We start from the raw sequence: 16,696 nt of genomic DNA on the forward strand, positions 1-16,696 counted from the left end.
GGACCGCGCTGTAGGCGGCGTTACTGTTCGCTTTCCAGCTTCGGGTACTGCTATGAGCAGGAGCCGGTGAGGGCGTCGCGAGCGCCATCGAGGTAGGCGTTGCGATCTTCCGATGCGCGAGTTTCCCACTGGGGTGAGGTTTGGGCTTTGCCGATAAATTCGTCGACGAATTTCGCTGGAGTCCAAGTGGAATCGGCCTTGTTGAGTGCGGCAGCGTCGGCGATCAGGCCCAATACCTGTTCGCATGTCGTGTGGCGTAGCCGTGCGGGTGAGGCTGCCGTCGCCGCTTTGGCCGCCGGTGTCGTCGCTGCTGCTGCGGCGGCGGAGGCCGACAGAATCTGCTGTACGGTAGCGCGTTCCGAGTCGCCGTCGAGCGAGCAGCCGGGGAGGCCAGCGAGGGTAACAAGAGCGGCCGCGGTCATCGCGACCCTGGAAAGAGACATCGTGAGTCAGCCCTCGGTAGTCGTGAAATTGCGAATGTTTCCTGGGGTGCCGAGACAGGCAGAGGCGCAACCTGCTTCCGATCTACGACCGACAGTACCGCCACGTATCCGTGTTGCGGCTCGGTAAATGTGGAGCTGTTGTGGAGCTCTTGTGGAGGTACCCGATCCGGGCTCCGCGCGTTGCTACGTTGCCTCCGTCACGTCGAGCTGTGACGTGCTGGAGGCGCACCATTTCAGATGGTGCACAGGACAACTGGAGTTTTTGACCATGCGTACTTATCCCAACGTCGCAATGCTCTGCCGCGGCGCGCTCCAAGGATTCCGCGTCGGTGCCCTCTGCGCGCTCGGCCTGGTCGGCACGGTCGCGCTGTACTTCTACGATGGCGGGTCCAAGGATCACACGTGGCTCCGGGTCGGCGACTGCTGGGACTATAGCGTCAGATTCAACGAGAATGTGCACGTGAAGCCTTGTTCTGGACCGCATTTCGGCGAAGTGATCCTCAGTGCCCAGTGGCCCGCCAACCGGATAGCTGCGGACTTCTGCGAACAGCGGCTGACCACGATCCTTTCGAAGAACAGCGGCCTGCTCCCCTACACCATCCCAAGCGCCACCATCCAGTGCGCGGTAACCTCCGCCGATCACGCCGGTACCCGGATCGGAGGCCTCACCAGCAGAGCCGATCGCTGACTATCGCAACTCCCGACCGCGCACAGCGCACAACGACCAGAATCCAGCAACCCGGCGCGTGCCCCGCAATCACCTACGCGAGAACACGTTCGCGAGATCAACTACTTACCAACGTTTGCGCCAATCGAACGCGCGGGTCGCGGCATCGGATGTGTTGAGCCGCAGTATGTGTCGTCGTCCGACCGCGCGATATGCGGTCTTATCGTGCGTTGGACCACTGCGGCCCGCGCCGGCCGCCGCTCCCTGGGGAGGGGTTGGTTCTGATGGGGTCAGGACCACGCCTCGATGGTGCCTCTTCGCGCGCTCAGCTCGGCACGCAAGGGGGTGCGCGATGACTCAGTCTCGGTGAGCAGGGGGACGGCACCGGCGGGTGGATACCGAGTTCCGGTGATCGAAATGGAGGCGGGGGCATGAACATCGGCGTCCTTACCTGCGGATGGTCGCGCGGCGTGCCGCGACCCAGGTCGGCTGACGGCCGCATACGTTGTCGGACAACCGATCAGATCCACTGCGCTCAACGCGCGATAAGCCGTTATAGGCGCGCGTTCTCGCTCGGTTTCTACCGGTTGCGCAACAGCAGCGCACCCAGTGATGTGCAAAAGCATTGCGACGTTTGGTCGACGCGTCTCCCTGAACGAGAAGATAGAGCAGTCCCGGCAATTACCAGCGTTCGAAACGACCGGCGACCGCCTCGGCCTGCCTGCTGACGTCGAATGTGAGATGCCGGGGCTGTTGTAGATGTCGACGACGAGATGATCCAGCTGCCCCCGTGAGAACTCCGCCCATCCGGAATGGCGTTCGTTACGAATCTACCGTTACCGTAGACGACTCAGGAGGCTGTGGCGTAGTGAGAAATCGAATGGGTGTTTCGCGTGGCTTGATGCTTTCGCTGGTAATCGGCACGGTTGCCCTCGGCGGTATTGTCTTCGCCGGACCGGCGGCGGCCGATTGGCCTGAAGCGGAGAGCGGATTCACTATTGGTCTTCCGCTCGGAGGGTGCGTTGGCAGTAGTGGTATCAAGGACAACCTTGTCAGCATCGCCCGTGAGTGCTCCAGGGCCCCTGGCCTGCCCTGGGCAGCTATTGACGGCGTCGGGGCCTCGCGACTCCAGAGTATGGAGGATAAGGAGGGCAACCTTTGCGTCGGGATCAACAGGCAATCCCAACTCACCACGACCGACTGCTCGGACGCGCCGAAATGGACCTTTACGCCAACAAAGGGGAAGCAGGGCCGGATAAAGGCCGCGGACGTGGACAAATGCTGGCAGGTCGATCCGAGCTTTGGAGCTTACATGTCAGCTAAACCCTGCACTGGGCATAAGAGACAGCTACTGAGTGTTCCCAGCCGAAACTGACCCCTTATCGAGATCAGCCGAGCTGTCCGCGTAGCCGTCGCAGGACTTGCCGCCGTGTACTCGAATGTCCGTAGGTGACGGCGAGTGCGGGCCGACATGAAGATGCATCCCTGGCTCGGACAGATCCGGAGGTCGGCGGCGAGAATGGGCGCATGACCGTCAGCGAGCCGCCGACCCCAGTCACGCCGGGCCGGTGCCCGGCGTGACTGGAGTCGGAATCGTGCGTGGCCAGCGCGAGTAGCACGGCCCAAGGATAGGCAGGCCACGACAAAGTTCGTTCATCCCATAGTCGGCTACTTAAGACTGGTGTTAGGACTTGATCCCGCGTTGACGCCAGTGCCCCAGACCGACGGATCGAGCAAGGTCGCTCCGATCTCGACGCAGTCAGGTGTGTTCGGGTCGAAGAGTATCGAGGTGGTCCCCACGATTGTCGTGTCTATCAACACTACGAACGCCAGGCGCTGCACTGTGCCCAGCCCGGCCGACATGATGGCATCGAGTTCATGGGAATCACATAGTATTCGCCGTGGGATGTGTTCCCATACGCGCTCGTCAGCTATTGCGGCGAATAGTCCGGGTGCGTGGGTGGAGTCGTATCTGCGCAAGGACACGTCACCGTCCACGAGTTGATCAGCGACGACGAACTGTCGAAAGGCCTGCCCTGCATTTGGTTTCACTCTTACAGCCCTTTGAAGCCATGTGAGGCCGCGACCACGACCGTGGTATCCGTAGGCCGGATACGACCCTGTTGGTGTAGAAGTGCGAGTGCGGCGAACGCGGCGTCGGAGCTGGGTTCCCAGCAATACCCGAGCGACCACATCAGCCGATGCCATTGCGCGGCAATCGGATCGGATACGACGACAGCTCCGCCATCGGAGCCGATGGCCGCCACGACTGACTGACGTGTGGTGGTGTCTCCGGCGATAGAGGGGAGTAGCTGGGTCTCACCATCGAAGGTTGTTCGCCAGTCGGCGCCCTGCTCGAGGACCGCGTGCAGTCGGGGAAACGGTTCGACCAAATACAGCCTGGGCATGCCCCGTCCGATCTCGGTGAATCCTCGGTAGATGCCGTGTGCCAGATCGCCACGCGAACTGGGAATCACCATGGCATCGGGTACTCCACCATGCATCGTCACGATCTCGTGGGCAATGCTCTTGAAGTACTCGATACCGAAAGGTGAGCATCCGACAACGGGCACAACATAGTTGGTGGCGTTGAAAGCCTGCCCCGCCGAACAGTGCGCAGCGACGAATTCCCACCGCTCGTTGTAGCTGTCGAATATTTTCACCTCCGCGCCGAGAGCGCGGATGTTCTCGACAAGCTGTTGCGGCACATCCGGGGTCATCGCGATGACGCCCTGGATGTCGTTGGCCGCGCAGAAGGCACTGATAGACAAGGCAGCGTTACCCGAAGACGCCGCGACGACGGTATCGAACCCGGTGGACTTCGCCCAACCGACCGCGCCGAGGCTGAACCTGTCCTTGTGTGACCCCGTGGGGTTGCGACTCTCGTCCTTGACCCACACCGTCGAACCGAGCCCGACCCGCTCAGCCAGACGATGCAGAGGAGTCGCACCGGTCCCCAATGTGATCGGGTCCACGAGCGGAAGCTGAACCGCGCCGTCGTTCCCAGCAGGGCGGTAGACGCAGTACAGATTGGACGGCACACCTGCCTTTAGACAGGCCGGACATCCCGACGGGAAGTGCACCGGCTCGTACTCGCGTGAACAGGATAGGCACCGCAGAGCGGTCAGTAGCGTATTGATCGACACCGTCACAGGTAGCAGCCTAGATTCGAAGCGGATCGTTGGTGGATAACGTCTTTCAGCGTGGATCTTCGTATGGGTGCTGTGGCGATCCTGGCCGAAACCGGCGACCCCGCACGGTTTCCCACCGCCCGGGCAATAGTCGAACACGCCGGTCTTGCACCCAGGGAGAAGAAATCGGGGACCTTCACCGCCGCGCCCGGCTCACCGGAGCCGGGCGCCCAGGCTTGCGGTTGGCTGCCTGGCGAGGGGGCACCCAACGCGCCAACCTGGTTCATGCCGCCCGCTACCGGCATCTGACCACCCGAGAGGCCAACCCGCTCACTGCTACCCAAGCTCAGGCCGTGATCGCCGCGGCGATCCTGCGCCAGCTCCACGCCGTGGTCATCACCCGACAACCCTGGAACCCGCATATCGCCACCCACGGCATCGCAACGGAGTCCGCCATGATCTCGAACGCCGCATGAGCAGGCGGATCGTCGAGCGGTCGGTCGGGGCGAGCCCCACGCGGCATCGAGGCACCCCGGTGATCTCGCCGGAAATCATGGGCAAACCCGACCTGTCGCCACACAACCGGCACAACTCATAGGGTGTGTGACCTGAACGACTACACGGTGGGGGAGGTGGTGAGCATCCAGTGACTGAATGCGGTGTATCGCCGCGCGTATTCGGCTGGATCGTCGGCGGTTTCGATGTCGTGGGACAGCTTGCGCACCTGTTCGAGGCGCGGCATGCGGAGCTGTTCGTAGTCCTCGAGTGCCGCGCGCAGGGTCGGCGCGGATCCGAGCGTGGTGCGGAGCACGCCGATGTCCTCGATACCGAGGGCGCCCCCGGCGGCGATATGGGGCGAAAGGCCGTGTGCGGCATCGCCGATCAGCGCGACGCGAGCACTCGTCCAGTGTGGCAGCGCCGGCACGATCACTACCTGGGTTTCGAGGATGTCGTCCTCGGGGGTGTCGGCGATCATGCGCAGCAGGTCGTCGTGCCAGCCGTCGCGCGCGAGGTGGCGGGCGAGCTCGAGGGTGTGTTCGCGTTTGCCGCCGGTGCGTGCCGCGGCGTCGAATTGGCCGATGAACCACATGGTCTCGCCCTCGGCGACGCGGGTGTATCCGCCGCGCAGGTGATCTCGCCCGAGGGTGAGCACCGTTCCCTCGGGTCGCTCGGTGCCTGTGGGAACCATTGCGCGCCAGGCGAAGTTGCCCGCCTGGGGGTGCGCCTTGCTGCCGGGTAGCAGCTGTGTGCGCACCCGGGAGTAGACGCCGTCGGCGCCGAGGAGCAGGTCGGCGTGGACGTCGTCCGCGTTGTCCAGATGCACGACGATCTCGTCCGCGGTCTCGGTGTAGCCGATCACGCGCGCGCCCAGGGTGATTCGATCACGGCCGATCGTCTCGGCGAGAACGGTGTTGAGCCAGGGGCGGGGGACGAACAGGAGTCGATGGGCCGCCGCGCCGTAGCCCGTGGGCCGCTGAGGTCGGCCGCTGGGGTCGAAGAACCACTCGTCGACTTCGTGACCCGTTGCCCGCACCTCGGCACCGATGCCGATCCGATCGAACTCGCGAAGCGCGTTGGGCCACAGCACGATTCCCGCTCCTGCGGCACGGATCTCCGGTGCCTTCTCGAGCACCGTGACCTCGTGACCGTCGCCGCGCAGTGAGGCCGCTGCGGTCAGTCCGACCAGACCGCCTCCGGCGACGACGATGCGGATGGCCCTGCTTGTGATGTCCATGCGTCCCACGTTAACACTAACGGTTAGCTTTTTGTAACTGGTTTGATCTCATATCCGATAGCCTCAGAACTCGCGCCTTCGGCACCGGCGGGGAATCGGAACGCGTGGCACGGCGTGAGTAGCGGGCGTTCGCCGGGGCGGCGTGCGTGAAATCAGTCAGAGACACGTCTCTATCGCGATGGGACGAATTGCCGTGAAGTGCAATCGGTTTGCCGAATGGATGTCTATTTGGCTGTGATAGCTTACTCGGCCGGGACATCGGAGCGCCCTGCGCTCGATCGATCGCCGGTCTCGCGCGGCGGATGCTGCAGGCGCAATTCGTGGGCATGCCTGGTCCTTGTGCCCGCGGTCTTCAGGAACGGCACTGAACACCGATGCGACACGCGGGCCCCAACGCGGTGCTGTCCCTGACACCGCTGCCGCTTGGGACACTTCTCAGGTCGAGGGCCCGCTGAGGGCCGTCTCTGGCTGGAAGGGGTGTCGGTGTCTGCTGTGGAAACGGTTCACGGACCGGTCGAGGTCGATCGGCTCGGTCCGACCCTGATGCACGAGCACATCTTCCTGCTGAATCCGGAATACATGCAAAACTACGGGCGCGGTAGCTGGTGGGACGAGGACGCACGAGTCGACGATGCGATCACCCGGCTGCGCTCACTCGCCGGCAAAGGCATCAAGACCATTGTCGATCCGACGGTGCTCGGCCTCGGCCGTGATATTCCGCGGATCCAGCGTGTCGCCGCCGCAGTGCCGGAGCTCAACATTGTGGTGGCGACCGGCATATATACCTACCACGATGTGCCGTTCGTGTACTACATGCGTGGCCCCGGGCTGCTGATCGACGCCGATGGTGTCGACCCGATGGTCACCGACTTCGTGCGTGACCTCACCGAAGGCATCGCCGACACCGGGGTCACCGCAGCCCTGTTGAAATGCGCTGTCCAAGAAGACATGTCACCAGGGGTGGCGCGAATATGCCGAGCAGTCGCTCGAGCCCATCGCGAAACCGGCGCACCGATCACCACCCACACCAACGCCGGTAAACAACTGGGCCGCCCGACGATCGAGCTGTTCCGCACCGAAGGGGTCGACCTCACCAAAGTCGTCATCGGCCACTCCGGCGACACTGTCGACCTGGACTACCTGCTCGAAATCGCCGACAGTGGAGCAATACTCGGCATGGACCGGTTCGGGTTCCCGGACCCCAACCTCACCACGCGCGTGAATACCGTTGCAGCACTGTGCCGACGCGGCTACGCCGACCGGATAGTCCTCAGTCACGACGCGGCATGTTTTTCCGACTGGCTCGGACCCGACGCCCTTGAAATCAACGCTCACCTGCTACCCGATCTGCGCCACGACTACATACCCACCGTGGTACTGCCCGCCCTGCGCGAAGCAGGAGTATCCGAGACCGACATCACCGCAATGCTGGTCGACAATCCACACCGATACTTCACCCCCGCCAGCGCGTAGCGAACACTGCCCACCGGGGCGGAGTCGGTACCGGTCGCCGCATGCTTCACCCCGCTCCGCGCACCTTCGACCAGATATGGGCTCGCTTTCTCCATCACCTCCGCATGTACTCGCCCGCGACCCTGCAACCCGGCGCCACCGCCGAACAGATCGCGCACCCGATCGATCAGATCCTCGCCGGTCACGAATGGCGAACCACCTTCAGCGCCGAGATCACGTCAAGGAATAAACCGTCGTTGCGGCCCGACCACTCTTCGGCTAAACCCGCAGCGCCGAGGCATGCTGACACGTGACGTATGCAACAGTACGAACGATCGTTCGTGATTTCTGCTTATTCTGAAGTCATGACTCCTACCGATACACCACTTGCCGAAGATCGGGCCAGGATGCGTTCGATCATCGAGAGTTTCTATGAGTACACCTCCGCCAAGGACATGGACAGCGTGCTCGAGCTGTGCACCGATGATGTGCGGATGCGAATCCCGTTCGACCCCGTAGTTTCGGTGCGCGAGGTCACCGGCAAAGAGGACTTGCGCGCGGCGTCCCAAGCAATGGAGTGGTACGACTCCTACCGTCAAATCGTTACCAGCATCGAACCTCTACTGGACCCCAACTCCTGGCTGGTCACAGTCAAAGGCGACCTGTTCGTCCGCAGCACCGGCCTTCCCTACCGCAACGACTACCTCACTCGCTTCCGCTTTCGCGACGGCAAGATCGCCGAATGGACCACCTACCACGACCCCATCCGGCAACTGATCGCCTTCGGTGCCACCGAACTCCCCGTCCCCGCCGATGCCTGAACCACCCGTCACATCACGACAGTCGGTGCACCGCAACAAGGTTCAGCAACCGCAGCTTCCCTCGAGTTGACTTACGAGCCTGTCGGGCCGGCCTCCGATGAGCCGTTCGCGATCTCGGCGCACCCGCACAGCGCCGGTCTATCTCAGAGCTCGAAAGCCGCACCGGTGACAAAGGCGCCGGGTCGTGCGGGCGGGCTCGAACCGCGAGCAATCACACCGCCTGATGGCCGCCGGGTTCGGAAGGCGCACCGCGCCAACCGAACCCGGCTGCCGCGCCCGCGTCCGTCCACAGCTCCCGCTGCCTTTACGGTTCACTCTCGGCTCTGGCTGCAATGACGGCCGTGAGGCTTGCGCCGATAGCTGTCGCCAGAACTCCGAATGCCGCAACGAGAACACTGATCATGACCTCTCCGAGCAGAACGAATGGCACAACGTCCCGGCGCATCGCCGGCCCTCGATAGTTGACCGCTGCCAACTCAGTTGTGATGCATTCGCGGACTAGTGATCCCAAACTCTCTGACAGGGGCAGCATTGTCTTGCGCTTTGCGATGTAATCGGCATGTCACTGTGTTCAGCTGACTCGGATCGACACGGCCAGTTGATCTTCCACCGGGCCAGGCTGGCCGGTTCGATCAAACGCGATCAGCGGCATTTGCCGATCGAGCACTTCGGCGACGATGCTGCCAGCGCCGTGCGCAAACTCATCTCCTCCGACCGATGCGGGGAAATTCGAGCCAGGTCGGTACCGCGGCGGTGAATTCATCCCGGATCTGCGGGTCTCGGGTGATGGTCCACGACGTCACGCCGCCGGGCACATCCGCTTCCGTCTTGTCCTGTTCGAACCAGTTGATGAGTCGTAGGTTGGGAAATCGGGCCGGAATGTCGTCGGCGGTTATCTGCTGCCACCAGGCGCTCTTGATCTCGAGGTTGGTGGCGCCTTCGCCGTTGCGGCTGGGATTGAACAGTGCCGATGTCTCTGAGATGGCCATTGGTTTGCCGGTCCGCTCGGCGTAGCGCTGGTAGAAGTTCGGCTCGCGGACCGAGGTATCGGGATCTCGATACTCACCGGTAATTTTCCCGGCGAACTTACCCGGTTCGGGTGTGATATTGGCTCCCCAGGGGTACAGGTTGCCGAAATGGTAGAGGGAAATCCCGACCCAGTCGACGTACTCGTCGCCCGGGTAGTAGGGCGCGTACGGGTCGTCGTCGGAGGTGAGCAGTCCGTTACCGTCGGTGTCGAGGAGGTGAAAGTCGGGAGAGCTGGACGTAGCGACATGACCGCCACCAGCGAACGGGTAGCCGGAGGCCTCGTTCGGCGACCAGATGATCCGACTCATCGGCGCATCTCGCACCGCCGTCGACACCCGCCGGAATGCGGCGATATAGGAGGCTGGCTGCTGTCCCCACGGGTACCACGAGCCGTTCATTTCGTGCGCGAACCGCACCAGCACTGCCACCCCGGTGTTGTTCCACCCGCGCAGCGTCGCGGTTAGTTGCTGCAGTGCGTCGGCGCTGACGGAGCCGAGCCCGTCGAAGGGTTCGAGCGTGAGCATGAACACGGCGCCAGCCGTGCGTACTTGGTCGACCTTGGTATCGAGCCAGGTCACGACCGGGGGTCGGAAAGGGAACTCGACGAACTCCCCGAAGAGGCCAGGACGGCGTCCGACACGGTCGGTGTAGGACTGCGGGTTGTCGTTCTGCCAGTCCAGCTGGACCCCGAACTGGACCTTTCCCTGGTCCCAGCCCAGCCCCTCGACCGCAGCGCGCTGGTCCACTGCTGGCGTCGGATCACAGGCCGCGGTACTGGTCATGACCGCGCCGACGACGAGGAATGTGACCAGCGGGGCAATCAGCTGAGCCCAGCTCAGTGGACCCGGTTGCCGGTCGCGACTCATCAGGGCCCCGCCATCCTGCTCCATCTCGCGTCTGACCCGCCCGGCACCGCCCTGCCTCGCCACCATTGTCCGGGGCTCATCGGCCGGTCGTTCGAGTCAGCACGGTGCCGATGCCGGTGGCCGCGACCATCAGCATTGCCGCGGTCGCCGCGGCAGCTGCGGGCAGGGAGTGCAAGATGTCGTGCGTAACGAGCACGAGTGGCAGTCCCACATACACACCCACGACCGTGGCGGAACCCCCGAGTAGCGTGGCTGCACTGGTGAGGCCGCGCATGCCGGTTCTGCCCGGAACAATCGGCATCAGCGCTGTACTGACGGGGTGCTGCCACGGCTCCGCGCACGGGACCAGGCGCATCCTGATCGGATTGTCCTGACCGTGCGGTGGGGTCGGCGGCCATGGTGCGGGTTGGGGGTTGGTCATGTGGTGCTCCTGCGGTTGATAGCAGCCTCGGCGGCCTTGGTTTTCGGGGTGGGGTGCCAGGAGACCTTCCGGCGTCCGGCGATCCATTCGACGACCGCGCGGAGCGCGGCGGTGCTCTCGGACACTCCGGCGATCGGGGCTAGGAGGACGGCGCGACAAATCTCGGCGGAACGCTCGGCACGAGTCAGGCCGGCGTCAGCGACGTTGTACCAGGCCCCGATGACCACCGAGCCCAGCCACATGCTGCCGATGACGGCCATCGAGGCCGTGAGCACCGGACCCAGTGGGGAAGATCCGCCTCGTACCAGACCAGTTACCTCCGTGCACAAAAGCAACGGCAGGATCAGCAGCGACAAGGTCCCGACCACCGACCCCAGAGCGAAGGTCGCGATGCGTAACCGCGTGCCCCAGACCAGACTTCGGCGCATCGCGAGTGGCAGTTGCTGGAACGCCGGGTCGCGTCGGGTGATCGCGATCCCCTGCAGGACCCCGAAGACCCAGCGATGGCGCTGTTTGAGGGCGCTGCGGAAGGAGAACGGGGGCTGTTCGAGTATGACGCAGCCGTGCCAGCCGAAAGCCGAGCTCCCGCCATGCAAGAACGCCTTCACACCGAATACGTAGTCCTCCGCGATGAGCGGTTGACCATCCAAAAGGCCGATGTCCCAACCCAACTCGTTCTCGAATTCCTCATCGATCACAAGGTTCGATCCGTGCAGATGCAGCGGGAAGCCTCTTTCCATCACGTGGCGGCACTCGAAACAGCCGATCGGCCGATTGGCCTCCATTGCCCGGCATATTGCGCTGGCGTCGCGATAGTCGAGTGGGTAATGGATCGGCCCCTCGAGGATCTTCTTGTCGGTGTCGGTGAGCACGGCGACCAGTTTGCGCAACTCGGCGGGCACCATAACGCTCTCCTCGTCGAAATGGGCGATGAACGTCCGTCCCGGCTTGTGGTTCCAGCCGGCCCGCCGCCGTTCGACCGCGTAATGCAGCGCGCGTGCCTTCAACTCCGTGCCGCGGGGCGATCGATAATCGGCGGGGAGGCGGAGCGCGTGCACCGCCACCGGCGCACCGTCGAATGCGCGCTCGAGCAGCTGCGCCTGGGTGTCGGACTCCGTCACGACCTCCACCGACAGAATTCGTCTGTAGAAGTCCGGACGCTCACCCGCGAGCTCCATGATGTTGCGGATGCCACGCAGAATTACCTCGGTGCTGCCGGTTGATCCACGGGTCGTGATCTGGATCTTCACGAACGGGGTATTCATGTCGAGCAGATCAGCCGTGCTCACCGTTTCACGCTTGCGGTAGCGGCGCCAATGAAAAACGAAACTGCGCCAGTAGGACAGCATTCTGATTCCTATGATGGCCGTACCCACCACCAGAACAGGGCCAATGACGGCTATGAAAGGCTCAAACATCAGAAGAGCCGCGCCGATGAAGATCAACTACCTTGTGCACCACGAGCGAGCTCCCGCCCAGTTGGAAAAGATCGAGATGGCAAGTCTGCGTTGACGCCAACTTCCGGCTGTTACGTCGGCAGTGCGGCAGTGACCGTTACCGCGGCGGCGATCCCAGGCGTGTCGGACACCTGAATAACCCTCAGGCGCGTTACGCGGTCGGCACCGTGCAGCATCAACGTCAACGAAAGCTGTTGCAGCTCTGAGTAACACAGTTCAGTAGTGGAACTGCAGACATCGAATCAACAATCCGACCACCGAAGGGTGAGACCACCGGTATTACTGTGCGTTAGTGTAGCGATGCCGATTGTCTTGATACCGCTTTCTGCTGATAGAAATCTCTGGCAATTTCTGCTTATGACCGAGAAGTATCGGTTTTAACCTAGATCAGGATTTGCCGATTTCCACGTTGTCAGGTTGCTGACGCCGAGAGGATCTCGGCGTGTTGATCTTCGGGCGTGCCGCGTGGCTGTTTCGAACCGCGCACTATGCGGCTGCTACCGTGCGGGGCCGTCCACTTGGCGCACGATTCGGCGTATGGCCTCGGTGACGGCCGCGGGATTGTGGCGTTGGATGCTGTGCCCGGCATCAGGGACCGGGATGTGTTGGCCTTGTGGGGCTGTCGCGGCCCGTCGTTCATGGATGGCGAGTACGTCGTGGTGAGCCTTGGACGCGAATCCTGCGGTGCGGGTGGCGCTGAGTATCGCGATCGGGATATCAGGAAGGTCTACCGCACAGGTGCCTCGCTCAGCGAGGGTGGCGAGCCAACCCCGGCTCTCTCGGACCCGGTTGCGAATCGCCGAGCGCGTGGACTCGTAATGTTTTGCTTCAGTGGCGTAGTCGGCCGGCAGGTCCCGATCGACGATCCGGCCGAACGCCCATTGCATGACTCCGACAGCAGCGAGCGCGGACGCGGCGCTGCCGTAAGCGTTCAGGAACAGCCGATAGCTTCTGCTGTGAAAGGTTTTCATTTCTGTGGATACACCGTCTACCAGCACCAATCCAGCGATCCGACCGGGATCTCTGCTGGCACGGACTTCGGTGATCAACGCTCCCATACTGTGGCCGACAAGGATGACGCGCCCTTCGGGCAGGTGCGTACCGGCTGCTGCTTCCAGGAGGTCGCTGAGGTCATCTGACATTCGATCGATTGTGCGCAACGCAGAGTCGACATCGCTGCGACCGTACCCGGCTCGGCAGTAGACCACGGTGGTGGCGAAAGTAGCGACTTCGGGTTGGACCAACGCCCACAGACTGTGCGCGCACCCCAGTCCCGATTCGAACACTACTGACACGTTCGCGCCTGAGTCGCAGCGCATGTATTGCAGCTTGCGGCCGTCGCGGGTTCGGGCGAACCCGACCTCACCGAAGGCGCTTCGTTCATCGAATCCCACTCTGACATAACACCAGAGTTCGAAGAACCATGCGCACTGTAGTCGGCTATGTGCGCGTGTTTGGGAAGTGCTGTCAGCCAACAGGTTCAGACGGATGCTGACTCAGATCCCGCGGATCGCATTGCGAAAGGCTATGGGGGTCTGCCCGGTGCGCTGGTGGAAGTATTTGCTGAAGTGGGTTGCGCTGGAGAAGCCGAGGCGGTCGGCGATGCGGGCAGCGGTCTGATCGCTGTGTGCGAGTAGGCGTTTGGCCTCGAGGATGAGGCGGCGGTCGATGAATTCCTTGGCTCCCACCCCGGCGGCGGGGGTGGCGCAGGATAGGGTTCGGGCCGAGTAGCCGAGGGTGTTGGCGTAGTCCTGCACTCGGCGGGTGCGGGTGAAGTCATGCTCGACGGCGTCGCGGAAGCGCAGGTAGGTGGGGTGGGGGACTGTGCAAACAACGGACAGACCCAGGCGTGGCGGATGTTCACAGGCAGCGCGAACGCTCGATGGTGAGTGGTCGTCGATGACCCTTTCGCTCGCTACGCCGGGGCTGTGAGCACCTCGGCGCGTTGGTTGTCGGCGGCGAACTTCGCCTCGGGGCTGGGGCGAGGCGCACTAGGTAGACGAGCGCGGTGCGCCGAGACTCGGCATAGAGTTATTCGGTGCGGATGCTCCGAAAGATGGCGACCGTAGCGGCAGCGAGACACATCCTGAAATCGGCAGTTGCGGATGTTGGAAAGCGCTGCCAGCCAACTAATTTGGAGTGCGGTCAATGCGCGCCACGCGGCATTACCACTAACTCGCCCTCGCTAAAGTCAGCTTGGTCGGATGAGATGCAGGACGTCTACGCGGATGGAAAGGATGTTCGTTCGGACTGATACGCCTACTCCCCGGGTGTGATGGACGCCACGAGGGACGAGGTAGGGTGCGCCGGTGATGCTGACCCGTCGTGCCTTGCTCCGCGCCGGAAGTGTGCTCACCGCATCGACTGCGGCCGGCCTGCCCGCGATCGCGAATGCCGATACGCCGAAGGGCGCACCTTGGAGTTCGCTAGGAAAGCACCTGCAGGGGCGGCTCCTGCTGCCCGACGACGGCGCGTACTCGGCGACAAAGGAACTCATCGACCCGCAGTTCGATCGGGCGACACCCGCCGCGGTGGTCGAGGCGGCGACGATCGAGGATGTTCAGGCCGCCACGGTCTTCGCGAAGGAGAACGGTTTGTCGGTGGCGGCCCGTGCCGGCGGCCATTCATACGTCGGTGCATCCGCGACTCCGGATTCGCTCGTCGTCGACCTGCGCAAGCTCAGCGATATCAGCCTGGGCGCCGATCAGGTGACCATAGGTGCGGGAGCCTCGGTGTATTCGGTGCTCAGCGAACTGGCGAAGTCCGGGCGGGCGCTCCCGGTCGGTCGGTGTCCGACTGTCGGGCTCGCCGGGCTGACCCTCGGCGGTGGTATCGGCGTTGATTCTCGTCGTTACGGGCTGACTTGCGATCAGCTGACGGCGGCGACCATTGTTCTGCCGCAAGGCCATTCGGTTGACGCCTCCGACGCGCGTTCCGGTGAACTGTTCTGGGCGCTGCGCGGCGCGGGCGCTGCGATCGGAATAGCTACCTCGCTCACCTACCGCACCCAGCCGGCAATCCCTAAAGACATTGTGCGACTGACCTTTCCCGATCAGGAGTTGCTCCAGGTGCTCACCGCCTGGTCGCAGTGGGTGGCCGCGGCGGACCGGGCGATATGGTCCGGTGTCGAGATCTCGATCGAACCGAACGAGGCCCGGTGTGAGGTAACGATTGTCGGCCCGCAAGGTGAGGGCGCCCGCGCCGCGAACGATTTCATCGCCGCCGCGGCAAAGCCGATGCGCGATGACCGTAAGAGCCTCCCGCATCTAGGCGCGGTGCAGGCCTACGGCGGCGGCACGACCACGCCGCGCACCCGCAAAGTGGCAGGGTCGGATGTCATCGCGAGGTTCTCACCGGCGGTAGTCAAGACAATCGTGGACGTTGTCGCTGCCCGATCCCGGACCGGTGCAGCGGCTCGCGTACTGATCGAGCCGCTCGATGGAGCGGTCAGCGATACCCGATCAGGCGATTCGGCGTTTCCGTGGCGCGACCATGCAGGCGTCGTGCAGTGGATGGTCGATGAACCCGACGCACCGGAGGGGGCCCGCCAGTGGATCAACGACGCGCATCGCGCTCTCGGCGACGCCTCTGCCGGAGGTTATGCCAACTACTCCGAGCATGGAGTGGGCGCCGATCGCTATTACGGCGGCAACCTGATTCGCCTGAACGTGACTCGACGTTTCGCCGATCCCGACGGACGGCTGTGCTCCGGAATCGCGTTCTGATGAGCGGTCGCATCGGCGCCTCGGAGCGGGAGCGACCGGGTGGTAGAACGCTGACAGGGTCGTGATTCCCGCGTACAGTAAGGCACAGTGACCTGCTAGAGGTATCAAAAGTGTTGTCGCGTAAGCACACTCGAGAACGTAGGTTTCGATGACCGCCGCCGACCGTTCGCCTGCGCTGGCCTGGCATACTGCGGCGGCGGCTGCCGCCTACCGCGGCCGCGATATGCGACTCGCTGAGTCGTTGATCTTCCCCGCGGTGCTCGACAGCCTCGGCTACCCGCCCGGACCCGATGCGGTCGTACTCGATATCGGCTGCGGTACCGGAGTTCTCGCTGCCCATATCGCCGTCACTCGCGGATGGACCGTGTCCGCATTCGACATCTCACCCCACATGCTCGACATCGCCCGTGTCGACAACGCGCACCCGCGCGTCGAACATCGACTCTTCGACGGCAATTCGCTCTCCGAGATAGCGGACAGCACCATCGACGCGGCAGTCTGCTGCCTGGTGTATTGCTGTGACCCCGAGGACCGTCGGCTCGCGACCCTGACCTCGGAGATCCACCGAGTACTGCGCCCCGGTGGCCCCTACATCCTCGCCGACCTCAACCCGGGAGCAACCGGCGAGCAGTTCTCCACTCTCCTTTACGGTGAACCTGGAGCCACCTACGCTGACGGCGACTCCGCTCCAGTCGCACTCCGACGGCTCGACGGATCGGTGGCTACGCTGACCTGCCACTATCGCTCCCTGGCGACCTATATCTCGTTCTTTACCGGCGCAGGCTTTCCCGCTCCGGATGTCGCGCTTCCTGCCGCTGCGCCGTCGGGTTCGGCCGACCCGGTTATCGCCCCATATATGGTCCTCACCGCCCGGCGCGCGCCCTCGCCATCGTAAGGCGCGACATGCCGTAGACACTCGTCGTTCCAGCAATGACGACGCGGCCCATGC

General features: G+C 63.5%; 15 protein-coding genes. 7 read left to right on the top strand and 8 right to left on the bottom strand.

Annotated features, from left to right (window positions below; genetic code table 11):
• Window positions 1-50 precede the first annotated feature (50 nt).
• Window positions 51-422 carry a hypothetical protein gene (locus ABZ942_RS36940; RefSeq protein ID WP_357390468.1) on the bottom strand — a complete coding sequence of 124 codons (372 nt, stop codon included), beginning with the start codon at window positions 420-422 and terminating at the stop codon, window positions 51-53.
• A 172-nt stretch (window positions 423-594) separates the two neighbouring features.
• Here ABZ942_RS36940 and ABZ942_RS36945 point away from each other — a divergent pair, with 172 nt between their 5' ends.
• A complete protein-coding gene (locus ABZ942_RS36945; RefSeq protein WP_357390470.1) occupies window positions 595-1,131 on the top strand; it encodes a hypothetical protein in 537 nt (178 codons plus the stop codon).
• Between the two features lie 2,033 nt (window positions 1,132-3,164).
• On the opposite strand, the gene ABZ942_RS36950 is transcribed toward ABZ942_RS36945, so the two are convergent.
• On the bottom strand, window positions 3,165-4,085 hold the full coding sequence (locus ABZ942_RS36950) for a PLP-dependent lyase/thiolase (RefSeq protein WP_357390472.1): 921 nt from the start codon (window positions 4,083-4,085) through the stop codon (window positions 3,165-3,167).
• A gap of 228 nt (window positions 4,086-4,313) precedes the next feature.
• Here ABZ942_RS36950 and ABZ942_RS36955 point away from each other — a divergent pair, with 228 nt between their 5' ends.
• Both ABZ942_RS36955 and ABZ942_RS36960 read left to right on the top strand, forming a co-directional pair.
• On the top strand, window positions 4,314-4,550 hold the full coding sequence (locus ABZ942_RS36955) for a transposase (RefSeq protein WP_357390474.1): 237 nt from the start codon (window positions 4,314-4,316) through the stop codon (window positions 4,548-4,550).
• A gap of 44 nt (window positions 4,551-4,594) precedes the next feature.
• Window positions 4,595-4,717: a hypothetical protein gene (locus ABZ942_RS36960; protein WP_357390476.1), complete on the top strand. Its 123-nt coding sequence runs from the start codon at window positions 4,595-4,597 to the stop codon at window positions 4,715-4,717.
• A gap of 140 nt (window positions 4,718-4,857) precedes the next feature.
• Here ABZ942_RS36960 and ABZ942_RS36965 read toward each other — a convergent pair whose 3' ends face one another.
• Window positions 4,858-5,976 carry an FAD-dependent monooxygenase gene (locus tag ABZ942_RS36965; protein ID WP_357390478.1) on the bottom strand — a complete coding sequence of 373 codons (1,119 nt, stop codon included), beginning with the start codon at window positions 5,974-5,976 and terminating at the stop codon, window positions 4,858-4,860.
• A 483-nt stretch (window positions 5,977-6,459) separates the two neighbouring features.
• Here ABZ942_RS36965 and ABZ942_RS36970 point away from each other — a divergent pair, with 483 nt between their 5' ends.
• Window positions 6,460-7,449: a phosphotriesterase-related protein gene (locus ABZ942_RS36970; RefSeq protein WP_357390480.1), complete on the top strand. Its 990-nt coding sequence runs from the start codon at window positions 6,460-6,462 to the stop codon at window positions 7,447-7,449.
• A gap of 344 nt (window positions 7,450-7,793) precedes the next feature.
• The gene (locus ABZ942_RS36975; RefSeq protein WP_357390482.1) at window positions 7,794-8,249 is read left to right on the top strand and encodes a nuclear transport factor 2 family protein; all 456 of its coding nucleotides are present in this window, start codon (window positions 7,794-7,796) and stop codon (window positions 8,247-8,249) included.
• 701 nt (window positions 8,250-8,950) lie between these two features.
• Here the strand turns inward: ABZ942_RS36975 and ABZ942_RS36980 are convergent.
• From ABZ942_RS36980 to ABZ942_RS37000, 5 genes are all read right to left on the bottom strand, one after another.
• Window positions 8,951-10,144 (bottom strand): glycosyl hydrolase, encoded by a 1,194-nt coding sequence (locus tag ABZ942_RS36980; protein WP_357390484.1) that lies wholly within the window; start codon window positions 10,142-10,144, stop codon window positions 8,951-8,953.
• Window positions 10,145-10,220: 76 nt separating this feature from the next.
• Window positions 10,221-10,565, bottom strand: a complete 345-nt coding sequence (locus ABZ942_RS36985) for a hypothetical protein (RefSeq protein WP_357390486.1) — start codon at window positions 10,563-10,565, stop codon at window positions 10,221-10,223.
• Window positions 10,562-12,010 (bottom strand): glycosyltransferase family 2 protein, encoded by a 1,449-nt coding sequence (locus tag ABZ942_RS36990; protein ID WP_357390488.1) that lies wholly within the window; start codon window positions 12,008-12,010, stop codon window positions 10,562-10,564. The genes ABZ942_RS36985 and ABZ942_RS36990 overlap by 4 nt, the downstream gene beginning before the upstream one ends.
• A gap of 509 nt (window positions 12,011-12,519) precedes the next feature.
• Window positions 12,520-13,341, bottom strand: a complete 822-nt coding sequence (locus ABZ942_RS36995; RefSeq protein WP_357390549.1) for an alpha/beta hydrolase — start codon at window positions 13,339-13,341, stop codon at window positions 12,520-12,522.
• Between the two features lie 177 nt (window positions 13,342-13,518).
• On the bottom strand, window positions 13,519-13,779 hold the full coding sequence (locus ABZ942_RS37000) for a helix-turn-helix transcriptional regulator (RefSeq protein WP_357390490.1): 261 nt from the start codon (window positions 13,777-13,779) through the stop codon (window positions 13,519-13,521).
• A 555-nt stretch (window positions 13,780-14,334) separates the two neighbouring features.
• Between ABZ942_RS37000 and ABZ942_RS37005 the strand changes: the two genes are divergently transcribed.
• Together ABZ942_RS37005 and ABZ942_RS37010 are read left to right on the top strand one after the other, a co-directional pair.
• On the top strand, window positions 14,335-15,747 hold the full coding sequence (locus ABZ942_RS37005; RefSeq protein WP_357390492.1) for an FAD-binding oxidoreductase: 1,413 nt from the start codon (window positions 14,335-14,337) through the stop codon (window positions 15,745-15,747).
• 148 nt (window positions 15,748-15,895) lie between these two features.
• Window positions 15,896-16,642, top strand: a complete 747-nt coding sequence (locus ABZ942_RS37010; RefSeq protein WP_357390494.1) for a class I SAM-dependent methyltransferase — start codon at window positions 15,896-15,898, stop codon at window positions 16,640-16,642.
• Window positions 16,643-16,696 lie beyond the last annotated feature (54 nt).

This window comes from Nocardia sp. NPDC046473, assembly GCF_040645995.1.
In the GTDB taxonomy this organism is placed as follows: Bacteria; Actinomycetota; Actinomycetes; order Mycobacteriales; family Mycobacteriaceae; genus Nocardia.

Bases quoted from the DNA above. Each gene is read 5' to 3' on its own strand.
- ABZ942_RS37005 (WP_357390492.1), top strand. From the start codon at position 14,335: ATGCTGACCCGTCGTGCCTTGCTCCGCGCCGGAAGTGTGCTCACCGCA.
- ABZ942_RS36980 (WP_357390484.1), bottom strand. From the start codon at position 10,144: ATGAGTCGCGACCGGCAACCGGGTCCACTGAGCTGGGCTCAGCTGATT.
- ABZ942_RS36985 (WP_357390486.1), bottom strand. From the start codon at position 10,565: ATGACCAACCCCCAACCCGCACCATGGCCGCCGACCCCACCGCACGGT.
- ABZ942_RS36940 (WP_357390468.1), bottom strand. From the start codon at position 422: ATGACCGCGGCCGCTCTTGTTACCCTCGCTGGCCTCCCCGGCTGCTCG.
- ABZ942_RS36975 (WP_357390482.1), top strand. From the start codon at position 7,794: ATGACTCCTACCGATACACCACTTGCCGAAGATCGGGCCAGGATGCGT.
- ABZ942_RS37010 (WP_357390494.1), top strand. From the start codon at position 15,896: ATGACCGCCGCCGACCGTTCGCCTGCGCTGGCCTGGCATACTGCGGCG.
- ABZ942_RS36965 (WP_357390478.1), bottom strand. From the start codon at position 5,976: ATGGACATCACAAGCAGGGCCATCCGCATCGTCGTCGCCGGAGGCGGT.
- ABZ942_RS36995 (WP_357390549.1), bottom strand. From the start codon at position 13,341: ATGCGCTGCGACTCAGGCGCGAACGTGTCAGTAGTGTTCGAATCGGGA.